Consider the following 25,359-nt stretch of genomic DNA (forward strand, 5'->3'; position numbering starts at 1 on the left):
CAACGACACCGTCCGGCTGAAGGTTTGGAAGGGATTCATCGTGGCCGGCCGCAAGGGCCCGAACAGACGCCTTCAGGGAGATTTCGGTGTACGACCAGCGCGACGTGCAGGGCTTCGTCAAGCTGTACACGCTGCGACTGCTCCCGGCGCCCCGGCCCATCGCAAGTAGCGGAGAGGGAAAGCGCCCGCCCAGGGGGCGGGGCGCTGTTCCGTATCGTTTTTCTGGATCAAACGAAGGTGAAGTCCGACGCGGTCAGGCCTAGGTCGGCCACGGTGACCACACCGCCCAGGTGGGCGAACTCGTGCGCGCTGCCGTCGGCGGTGACATAGGCCAGAGTTGCGACTCTGTCGGTGTAGCTGCTTTGGTAGACAATGATGTCGCCGGCGTGCTCGCCGGAGATCGCACTCGCTGCCTCATTAGCAGAGTTGAAAGATTCGCCAGTGATTACCACGACATGTTCGCCGTTCGCACCCGAGGCCGCGCCACTGTAGAAGCTGCTCACCGGGTAGCCGGACTGTATGCTGGCGTTGTTGACGAAGTTCGCGCCAAAACCGTCGTTGTAGAGGCCCACCGCATCGAAGGCGAACTTGTCCTCCGCCGGGTTGAAATCGGTGATAGTGGTAATGTCCGGCTTCGACCCGACACTCGGATTGACCCCAGGCACCGGATTGTGGAACTGGAACACGAACGTGTCATTGTCGGTGCCCCCGGTCAACGTATCCTGGCCGTCACCCACGTAGAGGACATCCTGGCCGGGACCGCCGCTGAGCCTGTCATTGTCCTCACCGGAGACGCGCGCGTTGAAGCGGCCGTTGTCGCCGGAGAGATCGTCCCAGCCATCTCCGCCGAAGATGCGGTCGTTACCCTCGCCGCCAAGGGCTCGGTCACTGCCCGGGCCAGCCGAGATCTCGTCGTTGCCGCCACGACCGTCAATCCAGTCACCGCCCTGGAAACCCTCCATCCAATCTTCACCCTTTGTGCCGAGGAGTGTTTCGGCATCCGGGCTACCCTCGATAATGTTTGCCATCGAAAAATACTCCTAATGATGCACCCTGCCTGACGCGTTCATATTGCCCATCGGGTAATTAGAGAAATCGATTGCTTGGATAGACACACATTTACGAAATGGATGCATTCACGTTCACTTCGCCCTTCCGCTGAGCAGTAGCGGGCTCGCAGGCGGCGGGGACGCGCCCAGACGATCGACCCGAACATTCACACTCAAGCGGACGAGGAAAACTTGGTAACCGGCCGCCCTGGTTGGGCCCAAACCTCTCTCTGTTTGCTCGACGCCGGCATACCCGCACCGTAAGCGCTGGACGTGGACAAGTTCCGGTGGCGGCGGGTACGGCGCGGCTCAGCGATGAATGGGGGCCGGAGACGGTTCCTTCCCCGACACGCATGCTGCTACCGCGCAACAGGGGGGGGCAATTTGCCGCCAATGGTCTCGTGATAGCGCCTTTCGCCGACAGGCTGTCGAAGTTGACCGAAGCCGAGCTGAAACGACAACTGACGGGTCCTCACAGCTGCGTTACGCATTCGCTCACCGTCAAGCCGGCCTCGGAAGAACAGGCATAGGGCTGTGTTGCCGAGTATCTCGCCAGCACTGCCCATTGCGAGCAATGGAACATTAGGGAGCGCGTTCGCGCGAGCCGAGAGTTCAAGGATCTCGGAACGACAGCTTCCGCACGTCGGCCGCACGGGCTCTACGCGACGCGGCCTACGCCAAGCTAACAGAATTACTTTCATTACTCGTGGAATGCCCGACTGATTTGGTCCGACAGCGGCTTCACAAAATAGGAAAGCGCCGTAGGCTCGCCCGTCTGGACCATCGCTTCGGCCGGCATGCCGGGCACGAGCGTCAGGTCCTTGAGCTTCGTCAGTTCCGCATGCGGAACCGATAGACGCACCAGGTAATACGAAATGCCGTTTTTTTCGTCCGTCGCCAGATCGGCTGCGATCCGGCTGACATATCCGTTCAATTCCGGCGTGGTTCTCAGATTGAAGGCTGACATCCGCAGCACGGCCTTGTGACCAAGCTGGATTTGGTCGATGTCCTTCGGGGTGATCCGTACTTCCAGCGCAAGATCGTCGCCTTCCGGCACGATTAGCATGATCGGATCGGCGGGCGTAATCACTCCGCCGAGCGTATGAACTGCGAGTTGTTGAATGGTGCCTGACTGCGGCGCGACGATATCGATCCGTCGCAGTTCCTGTTCAGCCGCCACCTTGCGCTCACCATACTCCCCGACCTGCGCCTCGCTGGACGAGGACAAGTTCCGCTGGGCGCGGGTGGAGAACGGCGTGATCCGGCTTGCCGCGCCCAACTGATGGCGCTCGTCGAAGGCATGGACTGGCGCGCTTAAGCCGAACGGAGACGGCGTCCGACGTCGGCCGGATAGGCCGTGGCGAAGTGACTCAGGCGCAAAAGGCGGGCCTCTGGCCGTGCAAAATAAGCTTTTGTCGGCGTCATGAAGAGAAGCGCTTTGGCCCGTCTCCACGAAATCGTTCCGCTCAAGGCGATATTCGTCCCCATGGCGGCGGAGAAGGCCGAACTGCAACAACTCCGGAGCGAACACTCAAGGCCGAGATCGTCCGGATGGCGACACACGAGCGTGCCCAGGAGAGGCTCGCCGACCTTCAGGGATCGTCAAGCAGCTGGAGCGCGGCGCTTCGGTCGCAGCTCCGAGAAGCTCGAACGTGCCCAGCAGGCCTGCCTTCGAATCCAGACCGGGCTCGGCGCGATTGAGTCCGAACTCGAGGCCGCAAGGCCGCAAGACCGACAGGCGAGCCGCGACGTGCTGCGCGACCGCGCAAGGCGTTCCCGGTGCATCTGGAGCGGGTCGAGATCGTCATCCGGCTCGACCCATGGGGGAAGAAGCGCTCCCGCAGCCAATCGTCCAGTCCGTCAAACGCCGTCGGCCGCACGGGCTTGCGAAACGGAACAGTCCCGCCCTCGCTTAGATGCCGATGCACGGTGTTGCGCGCGCACCCGAATTCCTTCGCCCGTCGGTTCCCCGCCAACCTCATGCCGCCGCAGCATCGCTGCCACCTCTTCAGGCTGAAGGATCTGCTCTCCCTGCATCGTTCTCGACAATGCAGGAATCGCCCAATCCCAATCGCCATCCATGCCTCCTCCCATAACCGAGGGGTCAGTTTCTCAATTCGGCCGACAACTGAGACGTCCGGTGCTCTTAGGCAGGGCAATCATACGAGATGCCTCCTGCAACATCATTTCCCGCATCCAAAGGCTTGCCGGATCATTATTGTGAAGCGCAGGCCATTGGACGGCCTCCGTGAATGCGGCAGGAAGTGGCGGCGGAAGTTCGACAATCCGCAAGGGTGTTAATTTCGCGAAATGCTGCGCCAGCCGCAACGGCATGGTCCCGATGCGGCTGGTGCCTGATAGAAGGGGCGGGATCATGCTAAAGCCGTGTACGACGACCTCGATACGTCTCTCGAAACCGTTCTCGAGCAAATACCATTCCTCGATGGAGGGCTGCCGGGTGTCCCCGAATTTAAGCACAACCTGCCCCATCGACAAGTATCGGTCGAATGTAAGTGGCTCTGACAGCTGCTTGTTCGTGCCGCAGCCTACGCATACGAGCATATCTTCGAACAGGGCTGCGCGAGGATGTTTCGACATGAACACTTCCGGCATAATCAGAAAATCAACGTCGCCGCGCCGGAGAAGCTCCTCGGGGTCGTCGGAAATAGGCAGACATTCGAAGCGGACGGCGGGAGCTTCCCGCGCAGCACGCTTTACGATCTTCTTAAAAAATACGAGTGTGAGGTAATCGGAAAGGATGATGCGGAAGCGACGATCCGATCCGACCGGGTTAAAGGGGTCCCAGGAAATAATCGACAGCTGGATGTGCAGCAATGCCTCCCGGACTGCTGTGGCGAGCCCCTCCGCGCGCGGTGTCAAAATGAGTTCGCGGCCGTTCATCGTAAATAGCTCATCGCTGAAATAGGCGCGTAACCGACCGACGGCGGCGCTCATGGCCGGCTGACTCAGGTTAATACTGCGGGCTGCGGCGGTGACTTTACGCTCCCTGATCAAAGCGTCCAGCACAACGAGGAGATTTAGATCGAGTCCCTTAAAACGCATGCATTGACCTATCCGACGCGTGGATGGGTATCGCCCAAACAATCAATTTCACGAATGGTGAGAGCGTCAACGCATCAGCCGACGACGAAACAGAGCAACCGATAGGAAGAACGGCAAAACCGTGTATATGCAAAGCGCGCCGATATGCAGGCCCATGCTGCCGGCGGGACGGCCAAGCATCGCCGGACGAATGAGGTCAATTGCATGTGCGAGCGGCAACAAGGAGGCGACGTCCTGAAAAGCGCCGGGCAATTGGTTGACCGGAAACATCGCGCCGCAAAGGAACAGCATGGGTGTTATAACAAGCGTATTATAAAATATGAAATATTCATAACTGGGCGCAAGCGCCGTGACGACCATCGCTAGACTCGCGAAGGCGAGGCCACTGAGAGCGATGACTGGCAGCAAGCAGAGGATGGATGGCCACGATGCGTAGCCTAGCGTGGTCGCAACAATAGTGATTGCTGTGCCCGCCATCAGGGCCTTGGTGGCTGCCCACGCCAATTCGCCGAGTAAGATATCGCCGAGCGTCAGCTGAGTGCATAGCATTCCTTCCCAGGTGCGCTGGTCGCCCATGCGGCCGAAACTCCCGTAAACCGTTTCAGCGGTCGCCGATGCCATCGCGCTTGTGGCAACCATGCCAGCCGCGAGAAACGCAATGTACGAAGTGCCCTCAACAGGACCTATCATTGTTCCGATTCCAAAGCCGAGACCGAACAGATAGATCATCGGATCGGCGAGGTTGCCGAGCACCGATGCAAGCCCGATTTTCTTCCATCCAAGATAGTTGCGGCGCCAAACCGCGACCCAATTCCACGCATTGGCGGGCATGCCCGCCGCATAACGTTCGCCCATTGTTCAGTCCTCCATCTCGCGCCCGGTTAGCCGCAAAAACACATCCTCGAGATTGGGAGGACGCTGCAGAAGGCGTAGACCCGCGCGCCCGCGTAGCTGCGCCAGCACCTGCTCCGGATCGGGTGCATAGCAAAAAAGCGTCTCACCGCTCACCTCAATGCGCTGTGCGTACGGCCGGATCAGCGCACCCAGTTCATGCGGATTGCCGCCGTAGACCTCGACCACGTCACAGCCGATCTGCTCGTCAATGAGTGCGGACGGGCGGCCTTCGGCGATCTTGCGCCCCTCCTCCATAACGCACAGCCGATCGCACAGCCGCTCGGCCTCTTCCATGAAATGGGTAGTCAAAAGAATAGTCTTGCCCCGCGCCAGCAGCGATCGCAGCCGTTCCCAGATCAGGTGGCGGGCCTGCGGATCGAGGCCGGTGGTCGGCTCGTCCATCACCAGCAAGTGCGGGTCATTGATCAGCGCACGCGCGAGCGTCAGGCGCCGCTTCATGCCGCCGGACAGTTCGGCGACGCGCGCATCCGCTTTGTTCTCGAGGCGGGCGAACTCAAGCAGCGATGGTATGACCGCATCGATCTGGCGTCTGCTCATCCGGAAGTAGCGCCCGAACACCAACAGGTTCTCGCGTACAGTGAACGCGGTATCAAGATTGTCGAACTGCGGGACCACGCCGATGCGCATACGTGCCAAACGCGCGCGCGCCGGCACTGGAACGCCGAGCACAGTAATCTTCCCCGCATCGGGCGATGTCATGCCGAGGACCATACGCGCAATCGTGCTTTTGCCCGCGCCGTTCGGTCCCAAGAGCCCGAAGCATTCCCCCGCCGCAACGCGGAACGACAGTCTGTCGACAACGAGCTTGTCATAAGTTTTGCTTACGTCAGTAAGATCGATCGCTACCATGGACATGGGTTCATTTTACCGAGAGGGACGCCAAGACTGGCGGTTGCTTGGTTGCCTGCCGGACCTGAAACTGTGACTCGTCTTCGCCATCCCAGCCGTCGATAACGAACTGATCGACATCACAAGGATTTAGCCCCTGTTCCGGTAAAGCGGCGACAATTGCGTCAAGATTATCGATGGCTGGGTAACGCGGATCGTTGTGCCGCTTTTCCTGGTCAACGCAGAAGACGAGCCGTCCATCCTCGACCAGGGCGATCGCCCCATCATGGGTCAGCTTGGTACCACAGATGCGCATAGTGTCTCCAGGTTAACGGCGATAGATTCGATTCATCAGGAAGCGGAAAGCGGGTTCCGGAAACGGACGAGCAAGCAGTCTTCGTTGACCGACTCGCCCCGACACTCAAGACGCTCTACCTCGATCAACGTTTCGTTCAGCATGGCGATGACCGGCTCAGCACCAGCGGCGTGACCCCAGCGACGGCAATTAGCATCCCTTGCCGATCCGAAGATCAGATGCCCGCCTGGCGCAAGCACCCGCACCAGGTTTTTGACGGCCTCGCGCATCTCGGCTATGTCTTCGAGATAGTAGAGGACCTCCGCCACAACGATCAGGTCAAACAACTCGTCGGTCGAAAACTGTTGAACATCGGAGACTATCCAGTTGATGCGCGACGGCTCGTTTATCCGTTGACGTGCTCGAGCAATCGCTTGCGCCACGACATCGATGACGGTGAGCCCTTGGCAGTAGGGGGCTAGTTTTTCCGTGAATGCGCCGGCAGCGCACCCGACTTCGAGGGCATTTGAAATGGAGCCTTGGGCAAGCGCCAGCTGGAGCATTTGCGTGTGGCGCTTCCGCTCGAACGGATTGCCGTCGAGAAGCCACGGATCGTCTGCGGCCAATTCCCGATCAAGCAACTGATGATTCACGTTCTGGGTCAAACTCGTGCACCTCTCGTCCACTAGGTAATTAGCGATCACTCGTCGCCGCAAATGTTGCCCGACAGCACTAATTCCGAAGAATCCCGCGCAAGATTGAGCCTGCGAAGCGGAGCCGCATGCGGCGAGAATTCTGCCCTGCTGGAACCAGTGATCGGAGTTTGGGTGGGGGCCTGTTTTCCCCCAGTGTTCGATGTAGCGACAGCAGAGCCTCGCGACAGCCAATCGCTATTGCTCAATGTACACAGCGCGTAGGCTTTCAACGGAAGCAAGAGAAAGATGTTGATGAACGTGTGCAGCGAAAAGCCCAGAAATCGAAACTGTCGGGCACGAAATGCTACCACGCTGCATCGGAGCAGGGTCATGGACACAATCATCAGTCCTGTCCACCAAGGCACAGAGCCTGTCAGTGCGAAATGTGCGAGGCCCGTTAATACCGATATGGCGAGGAGTAGCGCGCCGAGATTCTGTCCGACCACGTCCAACGTGAGATAGCTATTCAGGCTGGGCAGCAAGCGCAGCCCAAGCAGCGTGTCCCGGAATGTGCTTCGTGCCCAACGGAGTTGTTGGCGCAGATACGGTCCTAGTCTGTTCGGGACGACTGTGGCCGCGATGGCGCTCGGAACGTACTCGGTTCGAAAGCCTGCTTTCAGCATCAGGATAGTAAGATGGCGATCCTCACCGAAGTCGCTTGGCTTGCCCCGAAAAAACTGCGACTCGTACTGGTCCAGTAACAAAAGGAGCGCAGACCGGCGGTACATGGCACATGGGCCGCAACAGCACATAACGGCACCGAAGCGAGCCTGCGCCGCGCGCTCCTCGTTGCAAGCCAGCCAGTACTCCATGTCTATCAGCCTGGTCAGCCAGCTCTCGGTCCGGTTACTGGCCGTCAACTGACCCATGACTGCGCCGACCGCTGAATCTCGCATCTTCGGTACAAGCTTGGCAATGACGTCGGACGCGAGTAACGTGTCTGAATCAACGTTAAGCACCAGATCCCCTGATGAGCGGCGTATCGCGGCGATCTGCGCCTTGCGCTTTCCAACATTCTCGGGAAGCAAAATGATGTCGAACCTAGGGTCGCGCGCGTAGGTTTCGTGGACAGTTCCTAAGGCTTCGCGATTTCCAGAACCGTCATCAACCACATAGACCCGAATTCTTCCGGCGTATTCTTGGTCGGCAATGGAAGCCAGGCACTCTGAAAGCGTGCGCGGATCCTCGTTGAAGCAGGGGACGATGACATCCACGCTGGGCAGTTGATCGGAGCCGACGAGAACCTCCAACGCCGATGAGTCGTTTGTCGGCAGAGCATAAAGCCCCTGCATGCTCTTATAAGCAGTCGAGAGCAGCGCATAAAGCGATATGGCCACAGTGCTGGTTGTACCAAGAAGAGTCATGGGATCTCGTTTGTTCAGTGATGTTGAGGAAGTGAGCGGATTACAAATCCGCGCTCACGCAATGCTGGAATCAGCCGGGACAGCGCCGTGACCGTCTGGTCGCGCAGACCGGCGTGAGCGCCCCGGCCCAACTCGCCGGGAGGGCATCCGTCGTGCAAGAGTACGATTGCGCCCGGCCGGACAGAGGCGAGCACTTTATCGATAATCGCGTCGACCCCAGGGCGAGACCAATCTCGAGGGTCGACGGACCAATGGAGGGCCGCCAGCCCGGCGATCTGTGACGCTGTGAAGACTTCTTCACTCCAGGCGCCGTAGGGCGCGCGAACATAGCGCACCGAGGCCTGCGGGCACGCTCTCATGATGGCGTCGTTCGCTTCAAAGACCTCACGTTGCACTTCGCCGAAACCGCATTGGTACGGATCCGGATGAGACATCGTGTGGTTGCCTACCTCGTGCCCTTCTGCGATCATCCGTTGGATTAGATCTGGGTGCTCTAAGGCGTAGGCGCCGATGACGAAGAAAGTCGCCGGCACCCGCTGCTCTGCCAGCACATCGAGAATCTCCGGTGTGAAAAGTCGATTGGGACCGTCGTCAAACGTCAGATAAACGCTGCGACGGCCGGTGCCGTCAGAGCACTCACGGCGCACTTCGTACAAGCAATCGGGACGGCTCATAGCTCTGGTCCGTTCCGATCTATCATCGTGCCCGTGGGCCATTCGCTGATCGGCCGTCCAACCGGCAGAACAATGGTGAGTGCGTCATCGATGCGTGTGGGCGGCAGGTCGAGGCGGGCCTCTGGTCGGGTCGAGCGGACGCGAATTCCCGACAAAACGGCCAAAGGCCTGTATCGCCGCCCGAACCTCTCAACATGATTCCGCAGCGCGTCCCGGACCGTTCCGAAAGCGAATGGAACGCCAAGCTCCTGCAGTATTGGAAGCATGACATGGATTGAATGGGCGATTCCGAGACCCTCAAGGTCCGGGCGTACCCCGTACAGGCCCAGCTCAGCCACCAACAGGTCGACCGCGTCAACCTTGATGAAACGGCGCAGTATGCCCATGTGAGCCGCTACACCACTTGAATCATAGGCGATCACGCGGAGTTCAGGCCTGGCTCCGGCCCAGCTTCGACTACCTTCGAACGGTTCTGCGTTGGACGCCCCAGTCGGCCCGTACGTATCACGAAAGAACTCGGCGAGCTCAACGTGATCGGAGAGCTGCAATTCGTTTTCCCAGCACAACTTCCACTGCACCTGATGGCGCATTCAGGACCTCTCTTCATATTGGTTTTTTGCGGCCGCATTACCCGACCAAAGCGGCGCTGTTGGCTGCATTCAGCCGTTGTCGTTGGCGAAGGTGAGCCAGACGCTCTCTCGAAGTTCCGGCCCGTGTCGTCGATTTGAGCTTGACGTCGCTCATTAACGTTCCTCTAATGCATGGCTCGTAAATTCGTAAAATTGATTGTTTGAATGATACGCATCCACGCGTTGGATAGAACATGACATGCGTTTCAAGGGACTCGATCTAAATCTCCTCGTTGTGCTGGACGCTCTGATGAGGGAGCGTAAAGTCACTGCCGCGGCTCGCAGTATCAACCTGAGCCAGCCGGCCATGAGCGCCGCCGTTGCTCGGTTACGCGCCTATTTCAACGATGAGCTATTTACGATGAACGGCCGCGAGCTCATTTTGACACCGCGCGCCGACGGGCTCGCCACAGCAGTCCGGGAGGCATTGCTGCACATCCAGCTATCGATTATTTCCTCCGACGCTTTCAACCCGGCCCAATCGGATCGTCTCTTCCGAATGATGCTTTCCGATTACATCACGCTCGTATTTTTTAAGAAGATCGTAGAGCGTGCTGCGCGGGAAGCACCCGCCGTTCGCTTTGAATGTCTGCCTATTTGCGACGACCCCGAGGAGCTTCTCCGGCGCGGCGACCTTGATTTTCTGATTATGCCGGAAGTGTTCATGTCGAAACATCCTCGCGCAGTCCTGTTCGAAGATATGCTCGTATGCGTAGGCTGCGGCACGAACAAGCAGCTGTCAGAGCCACTTACATTCGAGCGATACTTGTCCATGGGGCATGTCGTGCTCAAATTCAGGCACACCCGGCAGCCCACCATGGAGGAATGGTATTTGCTCGAGCACGGTTTCGAGAGACGTGTCGAGGTCGTCGTACAGGGCTTTAGCCTGATCGCGCCCGTCCTGTCAGGCAGCAACCGCATCGGGACCATGCCCTTACGGCTGGCGCAGCATTTCGCAAAAACAACACCCCTGCGGATTGTCCAACTTCCGCCGCCACTTCCTCCTCCCGCATTCACGGAGGCCGTCCAATGGCCTGAGCTTCACAATACTGATCCGGCAAGCATGTGGATGCGGGAAATGATGTTGCAGGAGGCATCTAGCCTGGCGCCTTTGCCTGAAATCAATGAGCGTCTCGGGCACGCCGATCCGACCTTGCGGTTGTTGGTACCGACTGCCACCTCGATTTCGCGTGCGAAGTCCCGGAAGATGTTAAGCCCCACTTAAACACCGGGCCTTGCCCAGCAGAGCGGCGCAGTTGATCGTCAAGTACGAGGGCCAGGAACGAGCAGAACACACGCCCTGGGTTGCTACTGAATTGACTGCCGCCTCCGATTTTGCTTGCGGAGTCCCAGAAGATGCTCAGCCCCACTTAAATGCCAACGTCGCAGGCCTTGCCGCGGCTTTTCACGCGCGGCCAGGCGAGGAGATGGCGGTCCACGTGGTCGATCATCTGTGCCAGCCTCGCTCGGCTACTGGCGTCGACGACAGTCCCCTGCACCGAGAAAGTCGGGCACTTGGCAATGAAGCCGGTCGAGCTTGACGCTGCGGACCCAGGCAATTGACCCCGCGCTTCTGCCTGAACGCGTGGCCGATCCGTTCATCTAATCGGCGCTACATTCTGCCCGGCTGAGGTCCGTGGGTGCGGCCACCCCGCGGGATGGGATCAACATTCAACTTTCTCTCGTTTATGAAAGGAAACTCCCCGCTCACGATAGAGTCCATGAGTTTCATATATTTTCCGGCAGATGGATGTCGAACGGGAGAAATGTCTGTCCGGGTGTTTCAGCGGTGCCGGTCTCGATAGCCCGCGTCATCAGCGTTATCAGCTCCCGGCAAAGTCGGCGCATTGGCGTGGCGACCGCCATCGTGACGATATTATCTGCGAGCGCCGCCCGAGACTCCGGCGTGATTTCATTCACGATCGCGACGAGATCGCGACTTTTGCCCTCTTCTCGGAGCGCGGAGATGGCGCCCTCCATGCCGCCGCCGGCGACATAGAAGCCGACGAGCTCGGGCTCTCGCTGCATGAGATCAAGCGTTGCCTCGTAGGTGATCTGCCGTTTCTCGAGGTTCATGACAGGATCCAGCACCTCGAACGTGGGCGCGTTCTCACGGCAATAGGAGCGAAAGCCGACGTCACGGAGCTCGTGCCCCTGGAAACGATGGCTGCCGACAAAAACCGCCACTTTGCCGGGCCGTTTTGCGACCTTCGACACCATCCAAGCGGCCGTGCGCCCCACCTTGCGGTTGTTAAGGCCGATATACCCCTGTCGCACGCCGGCGGCGAAGTCGGAAAGCAGCGAGAAAACCGGAATGCCTTTGGCCTTGAGGTCCTCAACCGCTGCTGTAATTTTCGGGTGGTCCGGTGCCACCATCGCGATCGCATGGCAGCGTGCGCCCAAATCCTTGAGCCGCGCGATCAGGTCGCTCGGCATATGTGACGGGGCGAATTCGACGAGCGGAATGCCGTGGAAGGACTGGGCCAAATTGACCGATGCTTCGACCTCGCGCGCAAAATCTTGGTAGAAATGCTGGGCCGGTTTTCTCAAGATGAAGCCCAGACGGTAGTGCGGTAGGTCTCGCCGCAAGCGCTGCTTGATTAGCCCGGCAGCATGATAGCCGATCGCGTGGGCGGCGTCGTGGACCCGCCGCGCGGTCTCCTCGCGCACCGGATGGCGGGCGTTCAGAACCCGATCGATCGTTGCTACGCTGACTCGGGCTTCGCGGGCGAGATCGGCAATTGTGGGGCGCTTGGTCATAGGTCCTATTCTGATCTTTTTGACGCCGGCCGGCTCTCTGTCGCCTAACGGGTTTCGGTTTCGGGTGGCAAAGTGAAAACGTCCCATACGAACGGCCAACAGCGTGTTGGACGAACATCATTCCAGACGTAAACCGGCCGGGTATACTGAAAGGCTCATTCGCTTAAAGGGCGGTGACGGTTTGCACTCACACATTTAGCGCTTCGGCTACATGGTCCGTGAGGAGCCGTTTAGAGGCTGCGGGTCGGTCGTTCAGTTCATGTGACCAGCTAGGCGACTTAACAGGTCGTGGGCCGCCCACCTTACTTGGAGGAGGGTAGCCGGTTTGATGCCTTGGCAAGCTGATGACCGCAGAAGGCGGCTTTCATCTGTGCTCGGTCCAATTCTCCTTCCCAGCGGGCGACGACGAGGGATGCCACTGCGTTGCCGACGCAATTCGTCAGCGCCCGGCATTCGGACATGAAGCGGTCGATGCCGAGTATCAGTGCCATCCCAGCAACGGGAACACTCGGAACTACGGCGAGCGTAGCCGCCAGGGTGATGAAGCCCGCGCCTGTGACACCTGCAGCGCCCTTGGAGGAAAGCATTGCTACGAGCAGCAGCAGCACCTGATCGCCAATGGACAGATCCGTGTTCGTCGCCTGCGCGATGAAGAGGGCCGCCAGCGTCATGTAGATATTCGTGCCGTCCAGATTGAATGAGTATCCGGCCGGGATGACGAGACCCACAACCGAACGCCTGGCGCCCGCCTTCTCCATTTTCTGCATCAGCGAAGGGAGCGCCGCCTCCGAGGAGGACGTTGCGAGGACAAGCAGCAGCTCTTCCTTGATGTAGCGAATGAGAGAACAGATCGAGAAGCCGTTGTAGCGACAGACCGCGCCGAGAACCCCGAACACGAAGAGGAAGGCGGTGAAATAGAACGTCGCGACCAGCATCGCGAGGTTGACCACCGAACCGATGCCATATCTGCCGATGGTGAAGGCCATTGCGCCAAAAGCGCCGATCGGCGCGGCCTTCATCAGAATTCCAACGAGCTTGAAGACAGGCGCGATGAGCGCCTGAAGGAAGCAAACGACAGGCTTGCCCGGCTCGCCGGCCATCGCAAGCGCCATGCCGAACAGAACCGAGAAGAACAGCACCTGCAGGATGTCGCCTTCCGCGAAGGCACCGACGATCGTTGGCGGGATGATGTTCATCAGAAAGCCGGTGACCGACTGCTCGCTGGCTTTTGCGGCATAGGTATTCACGGCCTGGACATCGAGCGAGGCCGGATCAATGTTGAGGCCGGCGCCAGGCTGGACGACATTGGCGACGATGAGGCCGACGATCAGCGCGAGCGTCGAGAAGGTGAGGAAATAGACCATTGCTTTACCGGCGACCCGGCCGACCTTATGAAGATCGTTCATGCCGGCAATGCCGGTGGCAATTGTCAGGAAGATGACAGGCGCGATGATCATCTTGACCAGCTTGATGAAGGCATCACCCAGCGGCTTCAGGCTCTCGCCGGTCTCCGGATAAAAATAGCCAATTGCGACGCCGAGCGCGATGGCGGCAAGCACCTGGGCGTAGAGCTTGGTGTAGAAGGGTTTGCGGGGCGCGGGACTCGCGCCGCGGACTTGTGCAGCTGACACTGTTTCTCTCTCCCTGACCGGATCGAGGTGGCGTGACTTCTCCCGGGCTTCTCCCTATCGCAGCGCTCCGGTCGAACGCTGCACCAACGCCGCCGCAATACCCATGCCAGATGAATCCGCATGACCTGAACTGACGTGGGCTCGCCAATGATGGAGGAATGCGGTGTCAGACCAGCGGGATGGCCGCGGTCCGGCACGCCCTTGATGGTCTCTGGCAGAGTGCTGCCGGTCGATCCCTCTGGCTAGCGGTTTTGCTGCACAGAGCGTGGTGGGTTCCTCGTTTTAGCCGGCTTTGGACCGGGCCGCATCGCTGGCGCCAGCGCGTACCAAATAGGTCGCCTGTTCATAAGCCCGTCCAGATGACAGGCTAACTTACCCCTGTTCGGAAGCGCTGTGAGAGGCGAGTTCCTCTCGCCGGAACGCCTGCGCCACATGACGAAATCCGTTGGTCTAGAGGAGGCCGAGAGCTTCGCTTTCCCTGACTAGCCGTGGCACCCATGATGGAATGAATGCGCTGGCACAAGGCGGGAACGACGAGGGTCCAGCACGACCCGTTGATGTTCACTGACAGAGTGCTGCCAGTCGATCCCTCTGGCTCGCGGTTCATCGGTGGCATCAGAGCCGAGAATGGCTGTGCTCTTTGCAGCGCTCCCGCTGCATGAAAGCCACGTCGAGACGTAGAGATTGACGCCGTTGGCGCTGACCACGACGATGCGATCTGGAAATTGCGAGCACCGCCTACCAAGCCGTACTCGACGCCAGCTTCGCGCCTTCACACGCGACACCGCCGCCGTATGATCAACTCGAGCAAAATGGCGGTTGCCGCAAACGACCAGTGCCGTTGGCGGTTATTATCACTTCCGCCCCTCCGTCGCGGGCGCTGGTGAATGGCACGGCCCGGCTTTTACACTCGGCGCGGTCAGCCGCTCGGGCACCGCATCGCCGGCGCAAGTATTTCCGTCGTTCAACGGCAAAAACAGAATTGATGAATTCTATCATATCCCGCGAGGTTTCCTTTCACGAATGAAAGAAAGCTCGATTGACTATCCCGCCTCGCTCCAGTCTGTTGAAAACAACGTGTGGTTGCCTTGGTGCAAGCCGAGACCATGGCCAAGCTTCGTGGAGGGGAGAGCCAAGCGATGCATCAGGGTTCGATCCGCTTTGCACTCGACCAAACGGCGGCGGCACGAGTTCACGTCGGAGTATTTTCGCGCTTGCTCGCGACGTCGCGGGCGCACATGCCGCCGGCCTACGTTTGATGGCGCGAGATCGAGGATCACATGCACCACAACATTCGCAAATCAGAACAAAATGCCAGCGAGTGCGGCATATCGCTGCCGGATGCGATAAGGGGTTGTCCAACGTCCGAGACGAATCCTGCGAATGGGGCATTGCACGAGCGCGCCCTCACCGGAATCTTCGAAATATCGAAAATACTCACCGGTCCCGCCCGGCTCGAACTCACGTTGGCCAAGGTCGTTGATCTCCTGCACTCGTTAGTGCAGATGCGGCACGGCATCATCACTCTCTGCGATGCCGAGGCCGGACTGGACATCACCGTGGCCAGCGACTGCGACACGAACAGCAATGAGCCCTCCCGGTCGCGCGTGCCGCGCAACGCCATCGATCAGATTGTGACGACGGACACGCCGCTCATCGCCGAGGACATAGCGATGCATCCGGCCTTCACTGCCGCTGACATTGAGGTGCTTGGGGCCTCCGACACCGTGTCGTTCATCGGCGTTCCCATTCGTGTTGATGGGAACGCCGTAGGCGCGCTGACTGTGGACAGGGCTTTGGAAAGCAGGTCAAGCTATCGGCTCGATTACGATGTCCGACTGCTCACCATGATTGCCAACATGGTGGGACAGACAGTCAAGTTGCACCGCTTCTGCGCGGGGGACCGCGAGCGACCGCCGGAGTTGGAAGATCGGCTGCAGACGAAATTTTCCGATGTTAAGCACCCTGCACCCCGGCGCAAAAAGGTTCATGTCGAGGGGATGATTGGTGACAGTCCGGCGATAAGCGCGCTGCTGGAGAAGATCGCGATCGTAGCCAAGGCAAAAACCACGGTTCTGTTGCGAGGCGAGTCCGGTACCGGGAAGGAGCTGGCTGCCAAGGCAATTCACGAGTTGTCGCCGCGCGCCAAGCGGCCCTTCGTTAAACTCAATTGTGCAGCGCTCCCAGAGACAGTCCTGGAATCCGAATTGTTCGGTCATGAGAAGGGTGCCTTCACAAGCGCATTCAATTCCCGCAAGGGGCGCTTTGAGCTCGCTGACAAGGGGACGTTGTTTCTGGATGAGATTGGCGAGATCTCGGCCTCGTTCCAGGCAAAGCTGCTGCGCGTGCTGCAGGAGCAGGAGTTTGAGCGCGTCGGCAGCAATCAGACCATCAAGGTCGATGTTCGCGTGATTGCCGCCACGAACAGGAACCTGGAAGAGGCGGTTGCAAGGAATGAGTTCCGCGCCGACCTATACTACCGCATCAACGTGGTTCCCTTGCTGGTACCAGCATTGCGCCAGAGGCGCAGCGATATTCCGCTGCTCGCAGCTGAGTTTCTCAAGAAGTTCAACGACGAGAACGGCTGTACGCTTACCTTCGATCCGTGTGCGATTGAAGTGCTGATGAAATGTGAGTTTCCCGGCAACATTCGCGAGCTTGAAAATTGCGTGCACCGGACAGCGATCCTGGCCGAGGGACTATCAATCGGGAGAAACGACTTTGCCTGCTCCCAAGGCCAATGCTTTGCCGAGGCGCTGTGGAAGTGCAGATCGGGCAAGGCCGCGATGCAACCAGCGCCGATCCTGCCGGAGTCAGCGAATCCGGCCACGCCGCCGGATGCGGCAGCCTGTTCGGCCGCGACCACAGTCCCGCGTGCCGGCGCAACACACCCAATTGGTGCGAGGACCCCCGACATAGAGCGCGTCATTGCTGCCATGGAAAGATGTGGCTGGGTGCAGGCAAAGGCAGCGCGCCTCCTTGGACTGACCCCGCGCCAGATTGGCTACGTGCTGAGGAAATACGGCGTCGAGATCAAGCGTATCTGAAACCGAGGAGATGAGCTGAGCTGCTTAGCGCCTTGCGGCAGCGAAGCAGGTCCGCGTCCGCTTCCACTCGATTCATCGAGGACAGCCTGGCCGAATTCCCGTGTCTGCGTTGCGACCATCGTGTGAGAGGCAACGCTTCCATCGTCAATCCTGTCCGCCATGTTGCTCTCGTTGCGAGCTCATACGGATGCCCCTGGTGACTAAAACGGAGTTAAAATATGTCCGATGCAAAACTGCAAACTGTGCTTTCGGCTCTTCCGCCAGTGACGCGACACTTATATGCTCTGCCGTCCAACGGACCAGCACCGGACGGAAATTTTGTCAAGCTGAATACGAATGAGAACCCGTTTCCGTTGCCGCCAATCATAATGCAAAGTGCAGTGGCGGCCCTCAAGTGCCAGTATCTATATCCGGATGACGATAACATCAGCTTGAGGGAAGCGGCGTCCAGCACCTATGGCGTTTCCAGGGATCAGGTCATCGCAGGCAATGGGTCGTCTGAACTGCTCGGACTGATCTACAGAGCTTTCCTCGCGCCTGGCGACAAGGTTGCGATGATGTCGCCAGGGTTTTCGTTCAACCGCAAACTTGCCATGATTCAGGGCGCCGAGTTTCTCGAAATCGGATGTCAAGCTCATTCCCTGCCAATGGAGCAATTGCTTTCTGGTCCGGCAAAAGACGCCAAGTTCATTATGTTGGCCAATCCAAACAATCCGACCGGAACATTCCTCCCGATAAGCGATATCGAACGCCTCGTAGCACAATCAGACCGCTTGGTTGTCCTTGATGAAGCCTACGTCGACTTTGCACCCGATCATGGCCTGCGCCTCATCAACCAGTATCCGAACGTTCTGATCTTGAGGTCATTCTCGAAAAGCTATGCCGCCGCCGGCATTCGCGTCGGTTTCGGTTTCGGTCACCCTGAAATTATTGGCAGGCTGCGAAACATCCAGAACGTCTTCAACATGAACGTCATCGGGCATGCCGTTGGTATCAGCGTGCTTGCGCATCGCGGCGCCTACGCAGAGAACCACAAGCACATCAAGGATGAACGAGAGCGAGTGACAGTCGCGCTGTCGCAACTCGGATTTTCCGTAACGCCCTCCCGCGCAAATTTCTTGCTGGCCCGTGTGCCCGCGGGACAGGACGGCTCATGGTGGCAAGCAGCATTGGAAAGGCAAAAGATACTTGTCGCGTTTTTTCCGGACAAAGGCTTGGAACACTGCATCCGCGTCAGCATCGGCACAAAAGAGCAGATGGATGCATTTCTTGCTGCCGCTGGCGACATTGCTGGAAGCTTAACGGTGCCAAGCTCCAAGGGCAGGGAAGCGTCAGGCTCTGCTTCTTCGTTACGCTGACGTTAATCGGCGATCACACACATCTCTTCCGACTTGCTTGGTCATCCCAGCAAGAGAACAGCCTGCTTTTAAGATCGGGGACTTATCGAGTGACAAACGTCTTTCCTTCAAACCTAGCGTTCGGCATCTTCGATCATCTGGACGAGGATGGCCGCGACATCGGTCGGCAGTACGAAGATCGCCTGATATTAGCAGAGGCGTGCGATCAGCTAGGGTTCTATGCCTATCATCTCGCAGAACACCACTGTACTCCCCATGGGAGAGGTCCATCGCCGAATCTGTTCTTATCGAGCGTCGCCCAGCGCACCCGGCGCTTGCGTCTCGGACCCTTGGTGATGCTGCTTGCGCTTTATCATCCGCTGCGTGCGTTCGAAGAGATCTGTATGCTGGACCAGTTGAGCGGTGGCAGGCTCGAACTGGGCATAGGGCGCGGTGCTCTCCCGATCGAATTGGGCTACTTCGGGATTGGTGCGGACGCGGTGCCGGGCCGTTATGCTGAAGCCAGCGAAATCCTCATGGAAATACTTGTTAATCCGATGAAGGTCGGCACGCTATGCTATCAAGGCCGCCATTTTGATCTCAATGACGTTCCTTTGACGCTAAGACCTCATCAGCGTCCACATCCGCCGACATGGGTCGCTGCCAATCGACCCGAGTCCGCAGCTTGGGCGGCTGCGAATGGAACAAATATCGCGTGTGTAGGACCTTCCTCTTCTGTTCGCAAAACTACTGATGCGTTCCGCGCCTATCGAGAGGACAACGCTGGCGCGGGGGATCAGGCGCAATTTATCGGATTGCTCCGCATGGTCGTGGTTGGGCGTTGTGACACACATGCCTATTCGCTCGCGGCACCTGCTTACGAACGCTGGCTCAAGAGCTTCCAATTCCTTTACGAGCTCAACGCTATCCCCACTCCACCAAACCTGCCGCTGACCTTCGATGCGGCAGTCGAGAGTGAATTGTGCGTGGTAGGATCAGCAGAATCTGTGCGAAAAGCTCTGTTAGGTCAGTTGGAAGAGGCAGGTGCCAACTACCTGCTTTGTCAACTGGCATTTGGAAATCTGCCGCTAGATGCTTCCCTGTACACTGCGACGACCATCCAATCCGAAATCATGGCTCGACTTGGCTGACCATGAAATTCGCAGTCTGAGGTTGAATCGTTGTACAGCGCTCCCTCACATCCACGTGCTCTAGCGTGCACGTGGTGGGGACGGGCAATCGGGAGGGAGGCCAAACTGACGACGAGCCGGCGGCACAGAATACCAGGTTTGTGCGTTGGCTGGCGTCTGGGCCATCTTGTGAACCTGCATGATCCTAAGGAGATGATGGCCGAGCGCGTCACAATGCAGGCACGCGTCTGCTCGTCGCGCTCGCGCTAGCCGTTGCCCATAGCCCGCCGCAGAGGTTCTTCTCGCCCGGGGCGGCGTCGGTGCGGCGCCTCCAGCTTCATCAGCGGCCCGGCGGTAGCAAAGCCGCCACTCGCTTCGGCGCTGTTGAGGGCGCGCTCGCGAGCGGCTTTGCTACGCCCAGCCACCACCAGGAGCGAGCTCGCCCGATGATGGGGTGCACCGCGGTCGGGATACGATGCTGGAGGAAATCGTTCGCAGCCGGTCTTCACGAACTGCGAGGAGTGCTTGTCCTTGAATGCTGCCTGCTGGCCGTCTGCGGTGCCTGAGTGGTCCGCCGACACGCCCGAAAGTCAACGCCACTACCACAAGGCCGCCAAAAAGTCAGGTCTGGGAGCCAGCTTGCACGGTGGTCTCGTGTTCGGGGATGTCGTCGAAGGAGGCATAGTTGAGATAGTAGAGTTTGGAATACAGGCCGCCCATGGCTATTAGCTCATCGTGGTTGCCAGTCGCAACAACTTGGCCATTCTGAAGCACGATGATGCGGTCGGCCCCCCGGATCGTGGCGAGGCGGTGGGCGATGACGAGGCCAGTCCGCCCTTCAAGCAGCTTGATCAGAGCCTTCTGAATCTGCAATTCCGTGTAGCTGTCGATGTTGGCGGTAGCTTCGTCGAGCACGAGGATCTTGGCGTCAGCGACGAGGGCCCGGGCGAAACTGATAAGCTGGCGCTGGCCGAGAGATAAGTTGTCGCCGCGTTCGCCAAGTTGGGTCTCATACCCGTCGGCGAGGCTCATGACGAAGTCATGCGCGCCGACCGCCTTCGCCGCCTCGATCACCTTGTCGCGCGTGGCTTCCGTCTTCTGGTATCGAATGTTCTCGAAGACCGTCCCGGTGAACAGGAATGGCTCCTGCAGCACCATGGCGACCTGGCGGCCGAGCGATTCCTGGGTGAGGTCGCGCACATCATGCCCGCCGACCAGCACCTGACCCTGCTGAACATCATAGAAGCGGTGGACCAGGGCCATCGCACTCGATTTGCCAGAACCGCTCGGTCCGACCAGTGCGACCGTCTCGCCGGGATTGACCCTGAAGGAGACATTTTTCAGAACCGAACGGTTCGGATCGTAGCCGAATGTGACGTCCCTAAACTCAACCGAGCCGTCCATTTCGGGCGAAAGCACCTCGGCATTGGGTTTGTCCTGAACATCGATCTTGACATCGAGCACATCGGTCAGGCGCTTGCCTGAGGCCATGGCGCGCTGCATGATCGAATATTGCAGGGTGAGTGAGCGGATCGGGTCAAAGAAGCGCTGGATGTAAAACAGGTAGGCTACCAACACGCCCACATCTATACGGCTATTCACGACCATCGAGCCGCCGACCACAATAACGGCGGCCAAGGCGAGGCCCGTGAGGCCATCGACGATAGGCACCATGACCAGTGCATATCTGGCAGCGATCAGTTGGGTCCTGAGGTTGGCATGGGCCCGGTCGTCGAAAAGAATGAAATTCACCTGCTGGCGATCCATCGACTGTATGGTCCGCACGCCGTGAATGGCTTCGGCCAGCGCGCCATTGACGACGGAATTGGTTTCGTGTGCAGCCATGAAGGCGTCGCGGGCACGCGGCAGCCAGACAATGCGGACGATCACCAGGATCGGCAGAACCGACAGCGTCAGGAGGCCGAGGCGAAAGTCGAGCCACAGCATTACGAAAACGATGCCGAAGAGAAGTGCAACATCGCCTAGGGAATATACCGAGGTTTCCAGGAACTCCTGTATGGAGTTAACGTCGCCTTGCAGGCGCGACATCAGGCGTCCGACCTCAGTCTTGTCCATGAAAGAGAGCGAAACCTTTTGCAGATGGCCAAACATGGCGCGGCGGATGTCGAACAGGACAGTTTCGGCAATTTTCCCATCCAAGGTTTCCTGCATGTAACCGGCGGCGAAATTGACCAAAATCGCCGAAAGGAACGCGCCGACGGCCGCAAGCTGGGCTGAGCGATCACTCGCTGCCGGGTTCATGCCCTGGTCGATCGCGTAGCGGATGATCAAGGGGATGAGAAGCTGCGTCCCGGTGAAGATCAACATCGCGACAATCGTGACAACTACCTTTGCCCGATAGGGATGGACGAAGCCCCAGATCCGGCGGAGGATGCTCTTGTCGAAAGCGCGGCCGAACATCTCCTCCTCGATCCGGTGCGAGCCGACGACCGCGCGCGGAGGGCGTCTGCCGTCGTCACGTTCGGCTTCGAGTTCGCCGGGGCCCTGGTCCATCAGCGGGCGCCCCCATACTGGGTCATATGCTATCACCTGGGCGCGTCTGGAGATCGTAAAGGGCCCTGTAGCGTCCCCGCTTCGCCAGAAGCTCTTCATGCCTGCCGCGTTCTACGATTTCGCCGTTATCGACAAAAAGGATCTGATCGGCATGCATAAGCGCACTCAGCCGGTGCGCGATGATGATCGTCACCCGATCCTTGGCGAAGCGCCGCGTCGCCGCGCGAATGCGCTGCTCGGTGCCGGCATCGATCGCGGCCATCGAGTCGTCGAAAACGACGACAGAGGGGCGCAGCATCATGGTGCGAGCAATCGTGAGACGCTGGCGCTGGCCGCCAGAGAGAGAGACGCCGCGTTCGCCCACGACCGTCTCATACCCTGCTGGGAGCCCGAGGATGTAGTTGTGGAGCTGGGCGAATTCGCCAGCGCGTTCAATTCGCTGTCTCTTCGCCCAGGGGTCGCCATAAGCGATGTTGTTCTCAATCGTGGTGGTGAACAGGAACGCATCCTGCTGTACAACGGCAACCGCCTTGCGAAGGCTCTCGAGGGTGACATTGCGTATGTCCTGGCCGTCCAACGTGATGGCGCCACCGGTCACGTCGTAAAAGCGGGGGATCAGATGAGCCATCGTCGATTTGCCGGAACCCTGCGGACCGACGATCGCGATCGTCTCGCCTCTCCGGGCCTCAAAGCTGAGGTTCTTCAGAACGGCGCGGTTTTCGACATTGGGGTACGCAAATGAGACATTGTGGAAGCGCAGAGTGCCGTCGCTTATCTCAAGCGGTCTGGCCTCGAGAGCATCCCTGATCGTGATCTCCTGATCGAGGAGACCGAAAAGCCGCGAACCGCAGCTGGAAGCGCGGGCAAAGGCATTGACCATGAGGCCGATCTGGCGGACTGGCATTTGCAGGATGGTCATGAAGGTCAGGAAGGTCGCCATCGTTCCGACGCTGATCTCGCCAGCGATGAGCTTGTTGCCACCGATCCAAAGCACCAATCCCATTGCGAAAAAGAAGGACAAGGTCATCGCCGACGTGCTGGGTACGTAGATGTCAACGAGATCGTTGGCGAGGCCGAGCGCGGTCTTGGAAGCGCGGTCGAACTTCAGCATCTCATAGGATTGAGCCGCAAAAGCGCGGACCACGCGGATGCCTGCGAGATTTTCCTTCATCACGCGGCTTAGTACCGAAAGGCGCTCATAGAGGTCGAGCCAGGTGGCGCGCAGCCTAAGCTGTGTGGTCGATGAGCGCCAGGCGACAAAAGGCACGAAGCTCAGCGCGACCAGGCCGAGCATGAGATCGATCGAGATCATCATGTAGGCGCCGATCCCGATCAGCATGGTGAGCAGGACCACGCGAACGAGCGCGGTGGAAAAATACATCCGCACCCCTTGGAGATCGAGCATTCCGATGGTGATCAGATCGCCTGAATGGACCCGATCGTGAAAGGAAAAGCTGAGACGCTGGATCTTGTCGTAGTAGGCGAGCCGCAGTTCGTACGCGACATGATGCCCGACGGCTTCGGCAAAATAGTTCTGCGCCATCGTGAAAAGGCCGCGTAGCGCGCTGACGGCGAGCAGCAGGAGAGCCGGGGTCCAGAGCGCTTGCCCTGCCGCGCTCCCGCCGCCCCCGATGGCTGTCTGGGCCTGGTCGACAGCCCGGCCGAGAAGCTGGGGAATGAGCAACTGGAGGATTGCCGCCATGATCGTCGAGCCCATAGCGAAGGCGACCTGCCAGGGATGCCGAAAATTCATACGCGTAATGCGCAACAGCGTACTCAAATCCCGGCCCCAGCGCGCCGCTTCAACATGGGTCAACGAATTCAGAGCGTTCGTTGCGCTGCCGACAGCATCACTGTTCACGGGTGTATTCCCGACTGCATTTTGCGCCTTCGTGGAAAGCCGAAGGACGCATCATCAAAGGCATCCGCCATTGTTAATCCCGTCCTCAACCTGCAGCCGTGCCCGTTCCCAGAAGCCGAGCCGCCGCTTCACCTACTGGCATGTCGATCACAGTGATTCCGCTCGCCGCAAGGAAACGCGCTTCGTTTCTGGTCAGGGTTTCCGCGTCCATTACGGTGCAATAGGGACCGCGGGAGCGCTTCATGATCTGTCTGGCGTAGGTGCGCAGCATCTGATCGTTGAAGCGGCAGCCAACGAAGAAAAATCCACGGGTGATGCGCCGTTCCTTCACCACGTCTGGGATCGGTGTCTGGATATCAATTTCGGTCAGGACTTCGACATAGTCGGAATCTGCGACGAGAAAGTTTTGCGCGGGCCTACTACTCCCGTGAGGTGCATAGAGGACCGTCTTTGCCCCCGATCGGGCGTCGAGCTCCCTCCCGGACAAATCGTAGGTTTTTGTCCAAATGTTGCCGATTTCGTTCGCCCGCGTGACGCCTTGTATCTCAACGACGTCCGTTCGGCCGGTCTCCACGAGAGCCGTGCGCATCGCGCTGTCATACCAGCTGTCGATGATGAGGGAGAGCGGCAGCCTTGCGAGCCAGGCGTGGAGGAGGGTTGGCCTCACCGGCGCTGCGAATATCTCCGTCATCCAAGCTTGAAGCGTCCGGCGATGCCGGCGCTGTTCGATGAACTGCGCAACCGACCACATATTGGTGCGGATCCTGGAAGGGGCGGGCGCCCGTGCATTGAGTGCCGCGGCAACGACCTCCGGAGTATGCGGCACAGGCGGTTCCGCACAGTTCAACCCAAGAAGACCCGGACCGAGATAGGGGATCACCTCATCGGCGGCGAGCGCTTCCTTCGCCAAGTCAAGCAGCTTATCGGCAAAACTGTCCCGCACTATGACGAGGTGGCCCGATGTCAGGATCGTATTCATGCTCGTTTCCTCGCGACGCACTTAGCGGCAGCATCAGTCCTCTGCGGAAACCTTCCTTGCCTCGACAGTGATCGGCAGACGCGTATCCCGTGGGAGATCGGGTAAGACGAGCCGCCACCCGTTCCGGAGCGTGATAGTTCCGCCCCACAACTCTTCCTTCTCGAGCTTGATGATCGGCTCTTCGAGGTCTTTTTTGGGGACATACGCCGACAAGCCAGCATCGGTCCTGCGGATCATGACTTTCATCTGGCCGTCCCTTCATTGGAATTGCTTTCAGCACTGCAGGACTCGGCTTTCTCGAGGCTCATCAGTTCACGCGCTCGCATGCCGACGACGGTGCCACGGTCGATCCACTCGACCGCATAGATGAAAAACTGCTGGAGAAAGGTGCCGATGTCGCGCACATATCCCTCGTCGCCCTTGCGCACGAGATTTTCGCCGATTTCCCTGCCAGGATAGGTGCCGTCATTCTTTATGTGGCGAGTGGCACGTACCCGCTCTCCCGGCATGAATCGTGGGGGCCTGCGGATTTCGATCTCCTCTTCGCGTCCGAGCGACATGTCCGTTCCCTGATTTCTCTTGGGGCTG

At 59.1% G+C, this 25,359-nt stretch carries 19 protein-coding genes and 2 pseudogenes; 4 read left to right on the top strand and 17 right to left on the bottom strand.

Translation table 11 applies throughout. From position 1 onward, the window contains the following. Positions 1-227: 227 nt before the first annotated feature. From NLY36_RS20470 to NLY36_RS20520, 10 genes and pseudogenes are all read right to left on the bottom strand, one after another. On the bottom strand, positions 228-1,028 hold the full coding sequence (locus tag NLY36_RS20470) for a calcium-binding protein (protein ID WP_031249252.1): 801 nt from the start codon (positions 1,026-1,028) through the stop codon (positions 228-230). A 721-nt stretch (positions 1,029-1,749) separates the two neighbouring features. Next, positions 1,750-2,262 (bottom strand): annotated as a pseudogene (locus tag NLY36_RS20475) (beta-barrel domain-containing protein); the annotation flags it as partial. Between the two features lie 899 nt (positions 2,263-3,161). Then, entirely contained in the window at positions 3,162-4,112 is a 951-nt protein-coding gene (locus NLY36_RS20485; protein ID WP_023736274.1) for a LysR family transcriptional regulator, read from the bottom strand. Positions 4,113-4,178: 66 nt separating this feature from the next. After that, entirely contained in the window at positions 4,179-4,967 is a 789-nt protein-coding gene (locus NLY36_RS20490) for an ABC transporter permease (protein ID WP_023736275.1), read from the bottom strand. Positions 4,968-4,970: 3 nt separating this feature from the next. Further along, positions 4,971-5,882, bottom strand: coding sequence for a nodulation factor ABC transporter ATP-binding protein NodI (gene nodI, locus NLY36_RS20495; RefSeq protein WP_023736276.1), 912 nt, complete (start codon positions 5,880-5,882; stop codon positions 4,971-4,973). 55 nt (positions 5,883-5,937) lie between these two features. After that, positions 5,938-6,171 (bottom strand): annotated as a pseudogene (locus tag NLY36_RS20500) (carbamoyltransferase N-terminal domain-containing protein); the annotation flags it as partial. 35 nt (positions 6,172-6,206) lie between these two features. Then, complete coding sequence (gene nodS / locus NLY36_RS20505; RefSeq protein WP_023736278.1) at positions 6,207-6,815, bottom strand: nodulation methyltransferase NodS; 609 nt, start codon at positions 6,813-6,815, stop codon at positions 6,207-6,209. A 35-nt stretch (positions 6,816-6,850) separates the two neighbouring features. Then, positions 6,851-8,209, bottom strand: coding sequence for a chitooligosaccharide synthase NodC (gene nodC, locus NLY36_RS20510; RefSeq protein ID WP_023736279.1), 1,359 nt, complete (start codon positions 8,207-8,209; stop codon positions 6,851-6,853). A 14-nt stretch (positions 8,210-8,223) separates the two neighbouring features. Then, complete coding sequence (gene nodB, locus NLY36_RS20515) at positions 8,224-8,883, bottom strand: chitooligosaccharide deacetylase NodB (RefSeq protein ID WP_023736280.1); 660 nt, start codon at positions 8,881-8,883, stop codon at positions 8,224-8,226. Beyond that, positions 8,880-9,473 carry a NodA family N-acyltransferase gene (locus NLY36_RS20520; RefSeq protein ID WP_023736281.1) on the bottom strand — a complete coding sequence of 198 codons (594 nt, stop codon included), beginning with the start codon at positions 9,471-9,473 and terminating at the stop codon, positions 8,880-8,882. Before NLY36_RS20520 ends, nodB begins: the two co-directional genes overlap by 4 nt. Before the next feature lie 238 nt (positions 9,474-9,711). On the opposite strand from NLY36_RS20520, the gene NLY36_RS20525 reads away from it, so the two are divergent. After that, the gene (locus NLY36_RS20525) at positions 9,712-10,737 is read left to right on the top strand and encodes a LysR family transcriptional regulator (RefSeq protein WP_023736282.1); all 1,026 of its coding nucleotides are present in this window, start codon (positions 9,712-9,714) and stop codon (positions 10,735-10,737) included. A 503-nt stretch (positions 10,738-11,240) separates the two neighbouring features. Here the strand turns inward: NLY36_RS20525 and NLY36_RS20530 are convergent. Together NLY36_RS20530 and NLY36_RS20535 are read right to left on the bottom strand one after the other, a co-directional pair. Then, positions 11,241-12,272 carry a LacI family DNA-binding transcriptional regulator gene (locus NLY36_RS20530; protein WP_023736284.1) on the bottom strand — a complete coding sequence of 344 codons (1,032 nt, stop codon included), beginning with the start codon at positions 12,270-12,272 and terminating at the stop codon, positions 11,241-11,243. Between the two features lie 302 nt (positions 12,273-12,574). Further along, the gene (locus tag NLY36_RS20535; RefSeq protein ID WP_023736285.1) at positions 12,575-13,903 is read right to left on the bottom strand and encodes a dicarboxylate/amino acid:cation symporter; all 1,329 of its coding nucleotides are present in this window, start codon (positions 13,901-13,903) and stop codon (positions 12,575-12,577) included. 1,280 nt (positions 13,904-15,183) lie between these two features. Here NLY36_RS20535 and nifA point away from each other — a divergent pair. The 3 genes from nifA to NLY36_RS20550 all read left to right on the top strand — a co-directional run bounded on the left by nifA (position 15,184) and on the right by NLY36_RS20550 (position 19,438). Next, positions 15,184-16,950: a nif-specific transcriptional activator NifA gene (gene nifA, locus NLY36_RS20540; RefSeq protein WP_050591526.1), complete on the top strand. Its 1,767-nt coding sequence runs from the start codon at positions 15,184-15,186 to the stop codon at positions 16,948-16,950. 218 nt (positions 16,951-17,168) lie between these two features. Next, complete coding sequence (gene hisC, locus NLY36_RS20545) at positions 17,169-18,308, top strand: histidinol-phosphate transaminase (RefSeq protein WP_023736288.1); 1,140 nt, start codon at positions 17,169-17,171, stop codon at positions 18,306-18,308. 89 nt (positions 18,309-18,397) lie between these two features. After that, positions 18,398-19,438: an LLM class flavin-dependent oxidoreductase gene (locus NLY36_RS20550; protein WP_023736289.1), complete on the top strand. Its 1,041-nt coding sequence runs from the start codon at positions 18,398-18,400 to the stop codon at positions 19,436-19,438. A 600-nt stretch (positions 19,439-20,038) separates the two neighbouring features. Here the strand turns inward: NLY36_RS20550 and NLY36_RS20555 are convergent. The 5 genes from NLY36_RS20555 to NLY36_RS20575 form a co-directional block, all read right to left on the bottom strand. Beyond that, positions 20,039-21,931, bottom strand: coding sequence for an ABC transporter ATP-binding protein (locus tag NLY36_RS20555; protein WP_023736290.1), 1,893 nt, complete (start codon positions 21,929-21,931; stop codon positions 20,039-20,041). Between the two features lie 22 nt (positions 21,932-21,953). Then, positions 21,954-23,792 carry an ABC transporter ATP-binding protein gene (locus tag NLY36_RS20560; protein ID WP_023736291.1) on the bottom strand — a complete coding sequence of 613 codons (1,839 nt, stop codon included), beginning with the start codon at positions 23,790-23,792 and terminating at the stop codon, positions 21,954-21,956. A gap of 85 nt (positions 23,793-23,877) precedes the next feature. Next, positions 23,878-24,771 carry an SIR2 family NAD-dependent protein deacylase gene (locus NLY36_RS20565; protein ID WP_023736292.1) on the bottom strand — a complete coding sequence of 298 codons (894 nt, stop codon included), beginning with the start codon at positions 24,769-24,771 and terminating at the stop codon, positions 23,878-23,880. Positions 24,772-24,804: 33 nt separating this feature from the next. Continuing rightward, positions 24,805-25,017 (bottom strand): putative nitrogen fixation protein NifT, encoded by a 213-nt coding sequence (gene nifT / locus NLY36_RS20570; RefSeq protein WP_023736293.1) that lies wholly within the window; start codon positions 25,015-25,017, stop codon positions 24,805-24,807. Continuing rightward, a complete protein-coding gene (locus NLY36_RS20575; protein ID WP_023736294.1) occupies positions 25,014-25,331 on the bottom strand; it encodes a nitrogen fixation protein NifZ in 318 nt (105 codons plus the stop codon). Before NLY36_RS20575 ends, nifT begins: the two co-directional genes overlap by 4 nt. Positions 25,332-25,359: the final 28 nt, after the last annotated feature.

It is taken from the genome of Mesorhizobium sp. C399B (genome assembly GCF_030323185.1).
Classification (GTDB): Bacteria; Pseudomonadota; Alphaproteobacteria; order Rhizobiales; family Rhizobiaceae; genus Mesorhizobium.

Excerpts from the sequence above, each read along its gene's own strand:
- NLY36_RS20485 (WP_023736274.1), bottom strand. The coding sequence starts at position 4,112 with ATGCGTTTTAAGGGACTCGATCTAAATCTCCTCGTTGTGCTGGACGCT.
- NLY36_RS20575 (WP_023736294.1), bottom strand. The coding sequence starts at position 25,331 with ATGTCGCTCGGACGCGAAGAGGAGATCGAAATCCGCAGGCCCCCACGA.
- NLY36_RS20490 (WP_023736275.1), bottom strand. The coding sequence starts at position 4,967 with ATGGGCGAACGTTATGCGGCGGGCATGCCCGCCAATGCGTGGAATTGG.
- nifA (WP_050591526.1), top strand. The coding sequence starts at position 15,184 with ATGCACCACAACATTCGCAAATCAGAACAAAATGCCAGCGAGTGCGGC.
- hisC (WP_023736288.1), top strand. The coding sequence starts at position 17,169 with ATGTCCGATGCAAAACTGCAAACTGTGCTTTCGGCTCTTCCGCCAGTG.
- NLY36_RS20520 (WP_023736281.1), bottom strand. The coding sequence starts at position 9,473 with ATGCGCCATCAGGTGCAGTGGAAGTTGTGCTGGGAAAACGAATTGCAG.
- NLY36_RS20470 (WP_031249252.1), bottom strand. The coding sequence starts at position 1,028 with ATGGCAAACATTATCGAGGGTAGCCCGGATGCCGAAACACTCCTCGGC.
- nodB (WP_023736280.1), bottom strand. The coding sequence starts at position 8,883 with ATGAGCCGTCCCGATTGCTTGTACGAAGTGCGCCGTGAGTGCTCTGAC.
- nodI (WP_023736276.1), bottom strand. The coding sequence starts at position 5,882 with ATGTCCATGGTAGCGATCGATCTTACTGACGTAAGCAAAACTTATGAC.
- NLY36_RS20530 (WP_023736284.1), bottom strand. The coding sequence starts at position 12,272 with ATGACCAAGCGCCCCACAATTGCCGATCTCGCCCGCGAAGCCCGAGTC.
- nifT (WP_023736293.1), bottom strand. The coding sequence starts at position 25,017 with ATGAAAGTCATGATCCGCAGGACCGATGCTGGCTTGTCGGCGTATGTC.
- nodC (WP_023736279.1), bottom strand. The coding sequence starts at position 8,209 with ATGACTCTTCTTGGTACAACCAGCACTGTGGCCATATCGCTTTATGCG.
- NLY36_RS20525 (WP_023736282.1), top strand. The coding sequence starts at position 9,712 with ATGCGTTTCAAGGGACTCGATCTAAATCTCCTCGTTGTGCTGGACGCT.
- NLY36_RS20555 (WP_023736290.1), bottom strand. The coding sequence starts at position 21,931 with ATGGACCAGGGCCCCGGCGAACTCGAAGCCGAACGTGACGACGGCAGA.
- NLY36_RS20565 (WP_023736292.1), bottom strand. The coding sequence starts at position 24,771 with ATGAATACGATCCTGACATCGGGCCACCTCGTCATAGTGCGGGACAGT.